This window comes from Azospirillum sp. TSH64 (assembly GCF_003116035.1).
Classification (GTDB): Bacteria; Pseudomonadota; Alphaproteobacteria; order Azospirillales; family Azospirillaceae; genus Azospirillum.
Map to the genome: position 1 here is coordinate 4722514 of NZ_LGQW01000015.1, position 14978 is coordinate 4737491.

Consider the following 14978-nt stretch of genomic DNA (forward strand, 5'->3'; position numbering starts at 1 on the left):
CTTTGGGAGTCTCGTACCCATGTCCATGCTTGATCTGGACAAGTTCCGCGCTACCCCCCTGCAGCACGATCCCTATGATTTCCTGTGCGTTCCGGGTTTCGTGAAGCGGGAGTATCTGGAAGAGCTGCACCGCGACTATCCCAAGGTGGACAAGCCCGGCTCGATCCCGCTGGGCGTCTTCCCCCAGGGGCCGAGCTTCGACCGAATGATCGCCGAACTGAAGGGGCCGGAGGTTTGCAAGGCCTTCTCCGACAAGTTCGATGTGGATCTGTCGAAGTACCCGACCATGTTCACGGCGCGCGGCATGTGCCGGCCGACCGACGGCAAGATCCATCCGGATTCGGCCAGCAAGGTCATCACCGTTCTGATCTACATGAACCCGCCCTGGGAAGCGACCGGCGGCCGCCTGCGCATCCTGCGCTCCCAGAACCTGGAGGATTACGCTGCCGAGGTCCCGCCGGAGGAAGGCACCCTGATGTGTTTCCGCCGCAGCGACACCTCCTGGCACGGCCATTATCCTTTTGAAGGCCAACGCCGCGCGATCCAGATGAACTGGGTCAAGGGCGGCGTCTATATCTGGCACGAACAGTGGCGCCACCGCATCGGCGCCTGGGCGAAGGGCGTCTTCGGTGGTCAGCAGTCGGCAGGCTATTGAGGACAGTGGGTTTTTAGGGCCGATTATCAGCCGTCATCCCCGCGAAGGCGGGGATCCAAGAAACTCCGCATTCAAGCGGCTGAAGCGACTGGATTTCCGCCTTCGCGGGGATGACGGCCGAAAAACGTGAAACCCAGAAGGGCCGCATCCGTCCCCTCAGTCGATCAGATCCTCGACCTCGCGGATGCGGCCATTGTCGATCATGAACTGAACCAGCTCCGGGCGCTGCTTGCCGAGCGTGCGGTGGCGCTGGCGCACGGCGGCGATCAGGTCGCCGTTGCGGCCGAGGATGTCGTCGGCGAATTCGATCATGCGCAGGTTGGGCCAGGTCTGGGCCCGGATCGCGACCACCGTCCCCACCGCGTCGGCCGCCGGCAGTTCCGGGCGCGCCTGGGCCAGAATCATGGTCAGCGCTGCGGTGGACCGCGATACGCCCGCATGGCAGTGGACCAGCAGGTGGCGGCAATCCACCGGTTCGGCCAGCAGGTCGCGGCCGAAGGCCAGGATGCGTTCCACATCCGACCGTTCCGGCGCGATCTGGCCCTGGGTCGGCTCGATGACGTCGTGGAAACGCAGCTCCAGCCGTTCATGCTCGCCATAATCGCCGAACGCGCTCGGCTCCGTCATGTCGGGGTCGAGGATCGACAGCACATGGCTGACCTTGCCGCCGCCGAAATTGCAAAGCTCGCTGAGACCGCAGACCGTCAGGCCGAAGGGCACGAAATCGCTGGCCATCATTCTCTCGTTCGATTGCAGGGGAAGAAAATCGAAGGGATTTGCGGCCAGCATTTGGCACCGCGCGCCGCGGCCCCGTCAACCCGGCGGAAGCCGGGCCGGTCAAAGAATCCAGGCCGATCAAAGAATGTTGAACAGGTAGAGCAGGAGGATGACGGGGATCGGAATGCCGACCAGCCACAGCAGGATGCCTCGCACGTAGCTTCTCCTTCTTCCGTTGATGACGGGCGATGCGGCCGGACGCCGCCGGCCCTCTCACCCCTCATCAACGGTGCAGCCGCCGGTTGGTTGCAGCCGCGCGAACGAGCGTCAGGCCTCCTCAGCCCCCTCCTCGCCGGAATCAGCAGCCGGAGCATCGGCGGCCGGCGCCGCAGCCGGACGCGGGCGGGGTGCGCGCAGCTTCTTCAGCAGCAGGGAGAAGGGCTTCAGCGCGGTGTCCATGATGGTCTGGTCACCCTCCAGCCGCGACAGCAGGAAAGCGCCGGCTTCGAGGGTGGAGACGCTGTCGCGCCGCGGCTCCTTGCGCGCCTGCCCATAGAGCGAGCGGAACTGCGGGTTCAGCACGATGCGGCGGCATTTCAGCAGCCAGGCATTGCGCCACCACAAGGTCTTGGCCTGGCTCCAGGTGCCGTCCAGGACGATGACGCCCTCCAGATCCTCCAGGATCTCCGCACTGTCGCGCAGCGGCTCACCGTTCCTGTCGACCACCCCCACCTCCGCCCGCGGAGCGCCGCCATCCTTCACCGGGCCGAGATACAGCACGCCCCAGCGCTTGGGATCGACCTCCCGCCCCAGGATGCGCTTCAGGCCCGGCCAGCTCAGCCCGACCTTCACCAACGAATTGGCGAATTGCAGATGGGCGATCTGGGCGGTGCCCAGATTTTCCCGCTTCTCCTGCGGATGCTGCAGGATCAGCAGGAAGACGCCGTTGTCGATCGGCTGGACTGCCTCACAAATGCACAGGTGATTAGGCTTTAGGCAGGTCGGGCAGGAATCGGGGACGGTGGCGCTGTGCATGGGAGGTACGCATTCCTTGAAGGGGATTGGCCGCGAATATGGGTTGGAACGACGCGGAAGGGAACACATCTCACATTGAGGACGGCGATGCTCACCGAAGAGCGGTGGCCGTCACGGCGTGTACGACAGATCCCCTCCCAAGACTCCCTCGTGTCATACCTGTTCATGTGGGTTCAAGTGGCTTCGTATAAACCGTTTGTAGAGATTTAGTCGTGTGTCATGGAACTCGTGTGACGCGCTTAACAGCTGGCCTGGAACTTGCGTAGTTATTATCCAGGCAAACAGGACGACGGGTGGGCCAGGACCGGCCTTAGTCAGGCTGATCCGCGGTGCCATCCGGCGCTCAGAAGGAGACCTGCCATGCTGCCCGCCCACCTTGCCGACCGCCTGCTGAAGCAGCGCCGCGATGCCGACAGCGCGGAGTTCGCCCGCCAGCTGCCGCTCCACGCCCCGATGGACGCGGATGATCCGCGCTGGATGACCGAACCGGACGGGTCGGAGCAGCCCGGCCGCCGCGAGCCCGACTGGGCGACCGACTACTGACCGGCAGTCAGCCTGCGATGGCCGGTTTGCGGTGATCCGACAGACGCCCCCGTCGGTTGTCGGACATCGGCTGCCCGGCCGGCCATAGCCCCGACTCGCGTCTTGCGGCCTGCCGAAGGCCGCTTCGATCCTCTTTCCCCACGTCGTGCCAGCCCTGCCCGTCCCAGGCGAGGGTCCAGCCTCCTGGGCGCCCGCCCCGGCAGCGCTCCAGCATGACCGACCAGTGCGGCATCCCCAGCCCCGGCGGGCCTCCGGCCGGGCGTGGTGCCGCATCCCCCTCCTTATCCAGACTGGGAACGGCATCCAGCCGCCAGCGGGTCACCGCTGCGCTGAGCCCTTCCGCCCGCTCGCCCGCCAGCCGCCGGCCTGCCAGCCGCCGGCCTTCCATCCGTTGGTTGCGCTCGTCCGATGCGCCGGCGCTCGCGTCCAGCAGGAAGCCGGTCACCCCCGACGACTCGGCGGCAAGCTGCAGCCGCCGGCTGGCGGTCAGGTCCAGCCCCTCCAGTTCGCCCAGCACCGCCGATAGGGTGGAGCAGCGCAGCGCCTCCTCCATCGCCCACAGCGCGTCGACCGGCCGCACCGCCCGCACCGCGACCAGCCGATCGGGCGTGAGCCCGTAGGCCGCCAACCCCGGGGCATACAGGTCGCGCCCGCGCAGGATCCACAGCACCGGCCTTTTCGGGGTCGCCAGCCGGGCCAGCAGCGCCGCGGTGAATCCGGTGCCGGCCCCCGGGTCGTCCGCAGCCACCTCATGCAGGCAGCCCAGCGGCAGCCCGCCGTCGGGCAGATGGCCATCGACCGAGTCGATGCCGAACGCCAGGGTCCGTCCCCCTTCGCCGCCCGCTCCCTCGATCCGCCGGATGCGTGCGCGCAGGTCGGCCAGCATTCCGGCTCGGTCGCGCGGTGCCGCGTCCGCAGATGAGGAGGAGGACAAGGGGACAGGCATGACTAAGGCTCCGCTCGACAGGCATATGTTCCTGATATGTTCTATCATGAACGCTTGTCGAGAGGGAGCCTGCGACTCCTGTCTTGTTTTGAGACCGTTTGCCCTGAGGTCAGCCGTCGCTGGGATCAGTTGGCGATTGGCGTCGCGCCGATCTTGCCGCGCGGGGCGGCCTTGATGGTCGGGCCAGCATTGTCGACGGGCTTCGCCAGGGTGGTGGAGGTGCCGCGGCTGCCGCGCGGGGTGCTGCCCTTCAGGCTGAGCAGATGGAGCCGGACATAGGCGGTGGAGCCGCCGACCTTCACCGCCACCCAGTCGCTGTTGCGCACACGGCCCAGCGTGGTCACCGCCTGCCCCGTCCCAATCGTTGCGATGACGCCCGAGCCGCCAGCCGGCTGGGCATAGGCCGGCGTCGGTTTGTCCACCTGCCATTCCCCATAGATCGGCTCCAGCCCGGTTCCGGTGTCTGGTGCTGTCCGCACGGTCGGCGGATTGGGGGTCCGCTGGTACGGCATGCAGCCGGGAACCATCAGCGTGGCCAGGGCCACCATCAAGGGAAGGGTACGCAGACGCCGGATCATCGCTCACCTTGAGATGGAACGGTGCTTTGCAGGAACGGGACGAACGGAAAGGGTAAACGGGTGGGTTGTGGACCTTCGGCGCGACCATACAGGAGGCGGCCCCCTCTTCGCCACCGCAGCGCAGCCGGAGTCGCTATGCGCTTTTTGAGGCACGCCACCCAGTCACAAAAAATTATCTCAAGTCCGATCTTTTTCGACGCCGTTCCGCGCAGGAGTCCCAAGCCGCCCCGCGTATCTTGACCATCACGACGGCACCTTACGGGGGCATCCGGCCATGATTTCCTCCCTCGGCAGTTCCAACAGCGCGGCGACGCTTCAGAAATTCTTCTCCAAGGCGGATGCCAACAGCGACTCGTCGCTGTCCAAGGACGAGTTGCTGGGCGCGCTCGGCGGCACCTCGGCCGCCTCCGACAGCGGGAAACTGTCGTCCGCCGTCGACGGCCTGATCGGCAGCCTGGACAGCGACAGCAACGGCTCGCTCAGCACGACCGAATTCAGTTCCTTCGCCAGCCAGTTCGACTATGGCAGCGGCAGCGCCCTGCTGGCGGCGCAGGAGCAGGCGAGCGCGATGCAGCAGCAGTTCGCCCAGAACCTCTATTCCAGCCTGGACAGCGACAGCAGCGGCGGCATCAGCACCGACGAGCTGACATCCGTCCTGACCTCCGCCGGCCAGTCGAGCACCGATGCCGCATCTCTGTTCAGCAGCCTCGACAGCGACGAGGACGGGTCGATTTCCCAGGACGAGTTGAGCAGCGCGCTGAAACAGGCCGACGCCAACCGCCCGCCGCCCCCGCCGCCGCCCGCCAATGACACCGGTATGGCTGGAGGCACCGCCAGCGCTTCGGACAGCGGCAGCACGTTCTCCAGTTCGGCATCCTCCAGTTCCACGACTTCAAGCTCGGCGACTTCAAGCTCGGCGGCGGCAGGCGGCACGACCGGCTACGACCCGCTGGACACCAACAAGGATGGCTATGTGTCGGAGCAGGAGCGGATGGCCGCCTATGGCGGCATGCAGCAGCAGACGGGCGGCGTCACGTCCAACCGCCTCAGCGGCGACATGCTGCGGACATTGATGCAGGGCATCAACGAGGTTGCCGCGTAGCCTTGTGGGTTCGGATGCGCGGCACGGGGAAAGGCGGTCGGCGGGTGGCGCCGGCCGCCTTTTCTTTTTTGTGGTTTACCCTGAGTGCCGTCAAACCGCCCGGCTGTGCCGTCCGGCGCCCTTGGACAGGTGGGTGTCGAAGCGGGCGGCGACGATGCGCATCAGCGGGCGGGCGCTCTCCGGCACATGGATGCGCCGGCCGTCCACCACCGCGACGCCGTCGGCGACCAGATCGGCCATGCCCTCCAGCTCCGCGTCGAAGGCGGACTCGGGCAAGCCGTGGGAACGGGCGATGGCGGCGGTATCGACCGACAGGTCGCACATCAGCCGCATGATCAAGTCGCGCCGCACCTTGTCGTCCTGGGTCAGCGCGATGCCCTTGCCGGTGGGCAGGCGGCCCTCCTCGATGGCGGTGGCGTAATGGTCGAAGGGCACCGCGTTCTGCACGTAGCCCTGCGGCAAGGCACCGATGGAGGAGGAGCCGAAGCCCAGCAGAATCTCGGCATCGTCGGTGGTGTAGCCCTGGAAGTTGCGGCCCAGCCGCCCTTCCTCCTGCTGCACCGCCAGCTCGTCGCCGGGACGGGCGAAATGGTCGAGGCCGATGGCGCTGTAGCCGGCGGCCGACAGCGTGTCGGCGATGGCGGCGAACTGCTCCCAGCGACCGAGCGAACCGGCCAGAACCGACTCGTCGATCTTCTTCTGGTGGGTCTTCATCCACGGCACATGGGCATAGCCGAAGACCGACAGCCGGTCGGGCGCCATCTCCAGCGCGATCTCGGCGGAGCGGGCGACGCTCTCCACCGACTGGTGCGGCAGGCCGTACATCAGGTCCAGGTTGACGCTGGCGATGCCGGCGTCCTTCAGCCAGGCCAGCGCCTGTTCGGTGACGGCGCGCGGCTGGACGCGGTTGATCGCCTGCTGCACCGTCTCGTCGAAATCCTGCACGCCCAGCGAGGCGCGGTTGACCCCGGCGCGGCCCATCGCGGCCGCCATCTCCGCCGTCAGGGTGCGGGGATCGATCTCCACCGCCAGTTCGGCATCGTCGGCAACGTCGAAGCGCCTGAGCAGCAGCGCGATCATCGCCTCGAAATCGTCGGGCGCCATCATGGTCGGGGTGCCGCCGCCGAAATGGATGTGGCGAACCGACAAACGGCCGGGAATGCGGTCGGCCACCATGGCGATCTCGCGCCGCATATGGTCGAGATACTCCGCAATCGGCTCATAGCGGGCGACGATCTTGGTGTGGCAGCCGCAGTACCAGCACATCTTCCGACAGAAGGGGACATGCAGGTAGAGCGATCCCGAGCGGGACGGCTCGGTCGCCTCCAGCCAGCCACCATAGACATCGCCGTTCACCTCTGGCGTGAAGTGCGGCGCGGTCGGATAGCTGGTGTAACGCGGCACCCGCAGCCCGTCATACTTGGCGAGCAGCGCGGCGTCGACACCGTGGGCGACACCATGGGAATGGGACGGGTTGGCGGGGGCCGGCGAAACGGCCAGGGCGGTGATGGCGTTCATGAGCGACAGAGTGCCGCAGTCCCCCCACCCCTGCCTTGATCCACGTCAAGATCGGAAAGAGGCGCCTTTCGGCGGATGCCGCGTCAGCGCTTCGCGGCGGCGGCGAGGCGCTGTTCCAGATGCTCGTGCAGCAGGTTCAGGTTCATCCGGTTGGCCTTGAAGGCGATGTCGAACACGGTGCCCAGCACCGGGACCGACCCGCCTGCCCAGTCCAGCAGCACGTTGAAGACCATGCGGGCCACCAGCGTCTTCGGCAGGTCGAAGCGGGCGGCCTCCATGATGATGTAGGCGGAAACGAACGCCGTCACCGTATCGCCGGCCACCGGCACCACGCTGGCGATGCCGTCCAGCCCGATGGGGATGCGGGTGAAGGGAATGCGCCAGCGGGTATCCATCAGCCGGGTCAAGCGGCGAAGCCGCTCCAGCCGTTGGAAGTCGATGGGGACCGAGCCGCCTGCAGCGCCCAGCGGCGGCGCTTCGGCAACGGCGTGCCGGCGTGTGCGGATGGCGTCGATCATCGCATGTCCCCCCGATCAGGCGGTCCCGCGCCCGCAGCGCGACTCCCCGCAAGGGAAGAACCCGCCGATCCCCCCGGCGGTTCCACCCTCCGGGCACAAAGTTCGCACACCCAGCGGACAGCATGCCGGCCTTCCGCCCGCGGCAATCCCATGGGCCATCCCATAGGCCATCCCGGTGCGGCGGATCTCAGCTTGCCCGGGCAACTTCCCGCGCCCGCGCACTGCCGGCGGCATGGAGCAGCGCATAGCCGGCCAGCGCCGAGGCGAGCGAGCCGGTCAACACGCCCAGCCGCACCGCCACCGCATGATGCGGATCGGCGAAGGCCAGCGTCCCGATGAACAGGCTCATGGTGAAGCCTATGCCGGTCAGCACGGCGACGCCGTAAATCTGGCTCCAGCTGGCACGGGCGGGCCGCTCGACCACGCCGGTCCGCACGGCGATCCACACCGCCAGGAAGACTCCCGCCTGCTTGCCCAGGAACAGGCCGAGCGCGATGCCCAGCGGCACCGGCTCCAGCAGGCTGGCCGGGGTGATGCCGTCGAGCGGCACGCCGGCATTGGCGAGCGCGAAGACCGGCATGATCAGGAAGGCAACCCAGGGGTGCAGCGCATGCTCCAGGCGATGGAGCGGCGCGTCCGGCGCCCGCTTGCCGGCGCGGTCATTGACCCGCAACGGAATGGCGAAGGCCAGCACCACGCCGGCCAGCGTCGCGTGGATGCCCGATTTCAGCACGCACACCCATAGGACCAGCCCCAGCACCAGATAGGGCGTCAGCGACCGCACTCCTGCCCGGTTCAGCAGCCACAGAACGACCGCCGATGCCGCCGCCAGCCCCAGCGCCAGCGGCACCAGCCCGTGGCTGTAGAAGATGGCGATGATCACGATGGCGCCCAGATCGTCCATGATCGCCAGCGCCAGCAGGAAGACGCGCAAACTGCTGGGAACCCGGTTGCCCAGCAGGGCCAGCACGCCGAGCGCGAAGGCGATGTCGGTGGCGGCCGGGATCGCCCAGCCCTGCAGGGCGCCCGGTTCGGCCTGGGCGAACAGGCAATAGACCAGCGCCGGCACCGCCATGCCGCCGAGCGCCGCGATGCCGGGCAGCATCGCCTTGGCCGGGCTCGACAGTTCGCCCTCCAGCACCTCGCGCTTGATCTCCAGCCCGACCAGCAGGAAGAAGATCGCCATCAGCCCGTCGTTGATCCACAGGATCAGCGGCTTGTCCAACCCGACGCCGCCGGCCGTCACCGCCACCTTCATCGCCAGGATCGCATCGTAGAGCGGGGCCGCCGGCGAGTTCGCCCAGATCAGAGCAAGCACCGCCGCAATCATCAGGACCACGCCGCTGGCGCTTTCGGTTTTCAGGAAGGTGGCGAGGCGTCTCAGCGTCATCGCGTCTCGTCTTTCCGGACAGTTGGTCGATGGGAACAGGTGGCACCGTCAGGCTTCCGTTGGAAGATGCCGGTGTCGAAAAATTCCGGTTCCGACGAGCGGCAGAGCATCGCGGCGAATTGACGCGCTTGTGCATCTAAGCTGCTGCCACTGTTCCAAATTCCGGCCTCGAATACTTGAGGCCAGTCGGGCTTATGTCTTTTGGTCGCTGGCGATAACTGAGGCCAGCCGACACAATTCACCCAACAGCATCAGCAGAGCCGAAGGGCGATCACCTGAAAGGCGATCACCTGAAAGGCTCTGGGCAAGGCCGGCAAACGGCCGCCCGTTCCGGAGGAAACGACCATGACCACGCTTTACTGCGCCTGCTGCGGCAGGCCCTTCGTCCGCACGTCCGCCCGCGGCCCGGCGCCCTTCTACTGCTCCCAGGATTGCCGGCTTCAGATGGCGATCCGCCGGCGCGCCTGGAGCGAGCGGACCGACAGCATCACGGCCACCCGACGGACCGTCGAGCGGCACGAGGTGGAGCACGCCGACCCGGCCCCATTCGGCCGCATCCCCGGCACGGCGGCGGGACAGCGGACCGCAGCCTTCTGGAGATGAAACGCACGGTCGCGGGATCGGTGGCAAAAGGGCGGTAAGACGCCCGCAAAACACCGGCAAGCCGGGGGAGAAGACAGGCGGGAAAATGGAACTCGCCCCTTGCAGCGGGCCGAAGCCGACCTCATGTGGTCGCGGTCACGCTGGCACCCCGCGGTGCCGGCGTGAAACCCGTCGGTTGCACCCAGTTGGCCACCGCCACCTGATTGCCGCCATCTGACTGCCGGAGCCCCGCCCCTACATGCTCGAACTCCTCTCCGACCCGAATGTCTGGGCCAGCCTTCTGACGTTGACCGCGTTGGAGATCGTGCTGGGCATCGACAACATCATCTTCATCTCGATCATGGCGTCGAAGCTGCCGCCCGAGCGGCAGCACAGCGCGCGGCGCGTCGGCTTGGCGCTGGCGCTGCTGACCCGCCTAGCGCTGCTGGCCTCCATCGCCTGGGTGGCGCAGCTGACCCAGCCGCTGTTCACCGTCGCCGGCTGGGATGTGTCTGGCCGCGACCTGATCCTGATCCTCGGCGGCCTGTTCCTGCTGGCCAAGGGCACGCTGGAGATCCACCACACCGTCGAAGGCCATGAGGAGGGCGGATCGGCGCCCAAGCACGCCACCTTCACCTCAGTGGTCATCCAGATCATGTTCCTGGACATCGTCTTCTCGCTCGACAGCGTCATCACTGCGGTCGGCATGTCCGACCATCTGCCGGTGATGGTCGCCGCCGTCGTCATCGCCATGGCGGTGATGCTGTTCGCCTCCGGTCCGGTCGGCGATTTCGTGAACCGTCACGTCACGGTGAAGATGTTGGCGCTGTCCTTCCTCCTGCTGGTCGGCGTGGCGCTGGTGGCGGACGGCTTCGGCTTCCACATCCCCAAGGGCTACCTGTACTTCGCCATCGCCTTCTCCACCCTGGTGGAGGCGCTGAACCTGCTGGCCCGGCGCAAGCACAACGCGGCGCACTGACCGAAAGAAGGGGGGCGCCGTCCGCGACGCCCCCTTCCCCCGTCACGCCTCGGCGCGTTCGGCCATCAGATGCTCGTAGGCGACCTTGAACAGGTCGCGGATCGACACGATGCCGACCGCGCGCTTGCCCTGGGTGATGGGCAGGTGCCGGTAATGCTTGTCGTGCATCAGCTTCAACGCGTCGACCGCGTCGGCATCGGGCGGCAGGCTGTCGGGGTTGCGGGTCATCACCGCACCGACCTCCACCGACGACGGGTCGAGATCCTTGGACAGCACCTTGTTGTTCAGGTCGCGCTCGGTGACGATGCCGATCAGGGCGCCGTGGTCCACCACCAGCACCGCGCCGATGTTCTTGTCGGCCATCATCTTCGACACCGTGGCGACGGAGGTGTCCTCCGGCACCAGGATCAGTTCCTGCGACTTCACGACGTCCGGAACCAGCTTGCGTTTCATCGACTCCCCCAGGATCTGGTTGTTGTGGACCAGACTGTAGCCAAAGCAAACGATCGGGGAGAACAACGGCATCGCAGCAAATCCGGCGCCGATTGTCGCAGGCAGACCTTTTCAATACTTACGAAGCTTTTCCCTTCATGACGCTCCGGTCCTCATGACGCTTTGGGAAAGGTGAATGCCGGCCCAGCCGACGACTGCCGTCCGGCGATCACCATGCCCAGCGCCAGCAGCAGCGCCCCCAGCAGTACCACGGCGGCAGCCCCCAGCAGCACGGCATTGAAGCTGCCGGTGCGGGTCACCACCAGCCCGGCCGGCAGCGGCCCGATGATCTGCCCCAGCCCATAGGCGGCGGTCAGCGCCCCGACCACCCGGGCCGAGGCACCGGCCGACAGCTGCCGTCCCAGCGCGAAAGCCTGGGAGACGATGCCGACGAAGGTACCGCCGAACAGCAGCGCCGAAATGACCGCCACCGTCGGCGAGCCGGTCATCGGCAGAAGGATGGTGACGGCCTGGGTCAGGTGAGCCAGGATCAGCGACCACCAGCTGTTCGACCGGCGGGCGACCGCGGCCCAGAACACCCCGGCGCCCATCGCCCCCAACCCGGCCACCATCCAGGCGGCCTCGCCGACCGCGGCGGTGCCGGGATCGGTCTTCAGGATCGACACCAGGAAGGTGGCCGACACGATGTAGCCGCCGCCTTCCAGGAAATAGGCGAGTGTCAGCAGCAGGAGCGGCGCCGACAGTCCTCCCCGCCGTGCCGTACCGGCATCTCCCGCCGCCCCGGCCGTGGCGGGTTGCGGTTGCGGCGGCGGGTCGCGCACCCAGAGGCCGGGCATCAGCCCCAGCAGCGCGCAGATCGCCCCCAGGGCCAGCCAGTCGCCGGCCCAGCCCAGCCGGTCGCCGAACAGCGCGACGAACAATCCCGACGATGCAATGCCCAGCCCCACCCCGGTGTAGAGCCAGCCGGCGAAGCGTTCGCCGCCCCGCCGCGTCAGCGTGTCCAGCACCATGGCGATGCCCAGGATGAAGATGCCGGCGCTCGACACCCCCGACAGGAAGCGCAGGAGCAGCCAGACCGGCATCGCCTGCCCGGCATCGCCCAAATCCAGCCCCATCGCCGCGGTGGTGGCGACGCTGACCAGCAGCGACAGCCGGTACATCGCCGTCCGCGTGGCGCCGTGCGGCACCAGCCCGGCGCCCAGCGCACCGATGAAATATCCCAGATAGTTCAGAGAGGCGAGCAGCCCCGCCCCGTCGGCCCGCAGCCCGGTGGCCTCCTGCATCGCCGGCAGGATCGGGGTGAAGGCGAAACGCGCGACACCCATTGCGATGGCAAGCCCGATCAGGCCGCCAACCAGCACCCGCACCATGATCCACGCCCTCTCGTTTTTTCGGCCGGCGCCTTTGACCGGATACCGTTCGATGCAACGAACGTCCGGTGGGCCGATTGATTTGGCGTCCATCATGGCCGCGGCCCTACCCTCATTTCCAATGAATTGTTCTGATGATAAGCTCCACTTTCAGTGATGGGTGCCATGCACGGGAAGTGGAAGGAGGCCTCGCGATGGATCTGGCCGGTTTGCGGGTGGTGAAGGCGGTCGCCGACACCGGGAGCGTCAGCCGGGCGGCGGAGGCGCTGAACTGCGTGCAGTCCAACGTCACCGCACGGATCAAGCGGCTTGAGGAGGATTTGGGCGTCGACCTGTTCCTTCGCCTCAGCCGCGGTATGGAGCCGACACCGGCCGGCCGGGTGCTCAGCGGCTATGCCGACCGGGTGCTGCGGCTGGTCGCCCAGGCCCGCGACGCGGTGGCGGAAGCGGCAGGGCGCGGCGGCCGGCTGGCGGTGGGCAGCATGGAATCGACCGCCGCGGTACGGCTGCCGCCGATCCTGTCCCGCTTCCATCGCGACCATCCCGACGTGGAGCTGACCATCACGCCCGGCCCGACCGAGACTCTGCTGGCGGAGGTGCTGGCCGGCCGTCTGGACGGTGCCTTCGTCGGCGGCGAGGTGGCCCATCCCGACCTGATCGCCCGGCGCATCTCCGACGAGGAGCTGGTGCTGGCCGAGCCGGCCGCCGGACTGACCACCGACTCCGCGCACCGCACCCTGATCGCCTTCGGCCGCGCCTGCGCCTATCGCGGCCGGGCGGAGATGGCGATGCGCGAGGCCGGGCGCGTGCCCTTTCGGGTCATGGAGTTTGGCACGCTGGACGCCATCCTCGGCTGCGTCGGCGCCGGGATGGGGGTGACTGTGATGCCCCGGTCGGTGGTCGAGCGCGACCCTTGGCACGAGCTGCTGGCGGCCCGGCCGCTGCCGGATGCGTTCGCCCGCATGCCGACCCAGTTCGTGCGGCGTGCCGACGCCATCGAAACCGCCAGCCTGCGCGCCTTCATGGAGGCGTTTTCGCAAACCCCCGGCCCGGCCATCGCTGCGAATGGCGCAATGCAGGGTGCGACAGGGTCGCCCACATCACGCGCAGGGTTGAACGGCTCATCGGCGGCGTGCTAGGCAGGCGCGGGTTGGCCATCCGGCCCTGTGCCATGCGCGTGCCCTATTCCTGGGAAACGGCTCCGATCGGCCCCCAAGGGCGATAGCGGAACCACGGACGCGCGGCTGGCACTGCGGGCCGGAACAGCGGAGAAGAGATCATGCCCTACGTCGTTACCGACGGCTGCATCAAGTGCAAGTACACCGACTGCGTCGAAGTCTGCCCCGTGGATTGCTTCTACGAGGGTGAGAACATGCTGGTCATCCACCCGGACGAGTGCATCGACTGCGGCGTGTGCGAGCCGGAATGCCCGGCCGAGGCGATCGTCCCCGACACCGACGACCGCGCGACCAAGTGGCTGGAGATGAACCGCGACTATTCCGGCCAGTGGCCGAACATCACCCGCAAGAAGGACGCGCCGGCCGACGCCGACGAGTTCAAGGGTGTGGACGGCAAGTTCGAGAAGTATTTCTCCCCCAAGGCGGGCTGAGACCGAATGACGATGCGGCCCGGCCCCCGATCCGAGTAGGATTTTTCGAGTCGGGCCACATCAACCGATTGCACCAATCGATGTTGCTATGCAAAATCGACGGGGCGGCCATGGCCGGGCGATGGACGATTTCCGCCCGGTAGATTGCGCGTTCCCTTTGTAACTCGGGCGTAACATCGCTATAATGCGCGCCCGGAGCCGGCCTTCGCGCCATTGCCGGTTTTCCCATCGTTCCAGGACCTGTGGCTTTTGTGATCGTCGTGGATGGGTCCCATCCCCACGGCGCCATAATCGTCCGGGGTCCTTTTTCGTCCCTTCCACCGGGGCGGCAAAATGGCGTGATCGCGAGAAGTGAGAGCCAATCCACATGTCGAACAAGCTTGACTTCGAAGCCGGTGACTTCGTCGTTTATCCGGCTCATGGCGTCGGTCGGGTCGAAGGGATCGAGACCCACAGCATTGCCGGACTCGAGGTTCAACTCTACGCGATCACGTTCGAGAAAGAGCGCATGACGCTCAAGGTTCCGGTTACCAAAGCCCGCAACGCCGGCCTGCGCCGCCTGTCCTCCAAGGACCGGATCAAGGTCGCGCTGGAGACTCTGCAGGGCCGTTCGCGCGTCCGCCGCACCATGTGGAGCCGCCGCGCCCAGGAGTATGAAGCCAAGATCAACTCCGGCGATCCGGTGTCTATCGCCGAGGTGGTGCGCGACCTGTACCGCGGCGCCGACCAGTCCGACCAGTCCTATAGCGAGCGCCAGATTTATCAGGCCGCCCTGGAGCGTCTGGCCCGCGAGCTGGCCGCCGTCGAGAAGATCGACGAGACCAAGGCGACCGAGCGTCTGGAATCGGTGCTGTCCAAGGCCGCCTGATTTCAGGTCCCGGTTTCCGGGCTCTTAGACGTCCGTGACACGAACGGGCGCGCGGCTGCTACGTCACGCCGCGCGCCCGTCTCGTTTTTCGCCTTTGTTTCCACGGCATGACACG

17 protein-coding genes are annotated in these 14978 nt (G+C 67.1%); 8 read left to right on the forward strand and 9 right to left on the reverse strand.

Annotated features, from left to right (window positions below; translation table 11 throughout):
* Nucleotides 1–19 precede the first annotated feature (19 nt).
* Nucleotides 20–655 carry a 2OG-Fe(II) oxygenase gene (locus tag TSH64_RS22755; RefSeq protein ID WP_109448475.1) on the forward strand — a complete coding sequence of 212 codons (636 nt, stop codon included), beginning with the start codon at nt 20–22 and terminating at the stop codon, nt 653–655.
* Between the two features lie 156 nt (nt 656–811).
* On the opposite strand, the gene TSH64_RS22760 is transcribed toward TSH64_RS22755, so the two are convergent.
* Complete coding sequence (locus TSH64_RS22760) at nt 812–1393, reverse strand: protein-tyrosine-phosphatase (RefSeq protein WP_247873098.1); 582 nt, start codon at nt 1391–1393, stop codon at nt 812–814.
* A gap of 306 nt (nt 1394–1699) precedes the next feature.
* Entirely contained in the window at nt 1700–2407 is a 708-nt protein-coding gene (locus TSH64_RS22765) for a tRNA-uridine aminocarboxypropyltransferase (protein WP_247873099.1), read from the reverse strand.
* A gap of 360 nt (nt 2408–2767) precedes the next feature.
* Between TSH64_RS22765 and TSH64_RS22770 the strand changes: the two genes are divergently transcribed.
* A complete protein-coding gene (locus TSH64_RS22770) occupies nt 2768–2950 on the forward strand; it encodes a hypothetical protein (RefSeq protein WP_109448476.1) in 183 nt (60 codons plus the stop codon).
* Nucleotides 2951–2957: 7 nt separating this feature from the next.
* Here TSH64_RS22770 and TSH64_RS22775 read toward each other — a convergent pair whose 3' ends face one another.
* The gene (locus TSH64_RS22775; protein ID WP_109448477.1) at nt 2958–3896 is read right to left on the reverse strand and encodes a hypothetical protein; all 939 of its coding nucleotides are present in this window, start codon (nt 3894–3896) and stop codon (nt 2958–2960) included.
* 125 nt (nt 3897–4021) lie between these two features.
* On the reverse strand, nt 4022–4474 hold the full coding sequence (locus TSH64_RS22780; RefSeq protein ID WP_109448478.1) for an SH3 domain-containing protein: 453 nt from the start codon (nt 4472–4474) through the stop codon (nt 4022–4024).
* Between the two features lie 274 nt (nt 4475–4748).
* Between TSH64_RS22780 and TSH64_RS22785 the strand changes: the two genes are divergently transcribed.
* Nucleotides 4749–5576, forward strand: coding sequence for an EF-hand domain-containing protein (locus TSH64_RS22785; protein WP_109448479.1), 828 nt, complete (start codon nt 4749–4751; stop codon nt 5574–5576).
* 90 nt (nt 5577–5666) lie between these two features.
* On the opposite strand, the gene hemN is transcribed toward TSH64_RS22785, so the two are convergent.
* From hemN to nhaA, 3 genes are all read right to left on the reverse strand, one after another.
* The gene (gene hemN, locus TSH64_RS22790) at nt 5667–7094 is read right to left on the reverse strand and encodes an oxygen-independent coproporphyrinogen III oxidase (protein ID WP_109448480.1); all 1428 of its coding nucleotides are present in this window, start codon (nt 7092–7094) and stop codon (nt 5667–5669) included.
* An 83-nt stretch (nt 7095–7177) separates the two neighbouring features.
* Nucleotides 7178–7612: a DUF4112 domain-containing protein gene (locus TSH64_RS22795; protein WP_109448482.1), complete on the reverse strand. Its 435-nt coding sequence runs from the start codon at nt 7610–7612 to the stop codon at nt 7178–7180.
* 187 nt (nt 7613–7799) lie between these two features.
* Nucleotides 7800–9002 (reverse strand): Na+/H+ antiporter NhaA, encoded by a 1203-nt coding sequence (gene nhaA, locus TSH64_RS22800; protein WP_109448484.1) that lies wholly within the window; start codon nt 9000–9002, stop codon nt 7800–7802.
* Nucleotides 9003–9347: 345 nt separating this feature from the next.
* Here nhaA and TSH64_RS22805 point away from each other — a divergent pair, with 345 nt between their 5' ends.
* Together TSH64_RS22805 and TSH64_RS22810 are read left to right on the forward strand one after the other, a co-directional pair.
* A complete protein-coding gene (locus tag TSH64_RS22805; RefSeq protein WP_109448486.1) occupies nt 9348–9605 on the forward strand; it encodes a hypothetical protein in 258 nt (85 codons plus the stop codon).
* A 238-nt stretch (nt 9606–9843) separates the two neighbouring features.
* Entirely contained in the window at nt 9844–10563 is a 720-nt protein-coding gene (locus tag TSH64_RS22810; protein WP_109448488.1) for a TerC family protein, read from the forward strand.
* Nucleotides 10564–10605: 42 nt separating this feature from the next.
* Here the strand turns inward: TSH64_RS22810 and TSH64_RS22815 are convergent, their stop codons facing one another.
* Nucleotides 10606–11088 (reverse strand): CBS domain-containing protein, encoded by a 483-nt coding sequence (locus TSH64_RS22815; protein ID WP_109448490.1) that lies wholly within the window; start codon nt 11086–11088, stop codon nt 10606–10608.
* Between the two features lie 80 nt (nt 11089–11168).
* Entirely contained in the window at nt 11169–12386 is a 1218-nt protein-coding gene (locus TSH64_RS22820; RefSeq protein WP_109448492.1) for a YbfB/YjiJ family MFS transporter, read from the reverse strand.
* 194 nt (nt 12387–12580) lie between these two features.
* Here TSH64_RS22820 and TSH64_RS22825 point away from each other — a divergent pair, with 194 nt between their 5' ends.
* The 3 genes from TSH64_RS22825 to TSH64_RS22835 all read left to right on the forward strand — a co-directional run bounded on the left by TSH64_RS22825 (nt 12581) and on the right by TSH64_RS22835 (nt 14863).
* The gene (locus TSH64_RS22825; RefSeq protein WP_109448494.1) at nt 12581–13525 is read left to right on the forward strand and encodes a LysR family transcriptional regulator; all 945 of its coding nucleotides are present in this window, start codon (nt 12581–12583) and stop codon (nt 13523–13525) included.
* Between the two features lie 140 nt (nt 13526–13665).
* The gene (gene fdxA / locus TSH64_RS22830; protein WP_098738899.1) at nt 13666–13995 is read left to right on the forward strand and encodes a ferredoxin FdxA; all 330 of its coding nucleotides are present in this window, start codon (nt 13666–13668) and stop codon (nt 13993–13995) included.
* 367 nt (nt 13996–14362) lie between these two features.
* Nucleotides 14363–14863, forward strand: coding sequence for a CarD family transcriptional regulator (locus tag TSH64_RS22835; RefSeq protein WP_014248912.1), 501 nt, complete (start codon nt 14363–14365; stop codon nt 14861–14863).
* Nucleotides 14864–14978 lie beyond the last annotated feature (115 nt).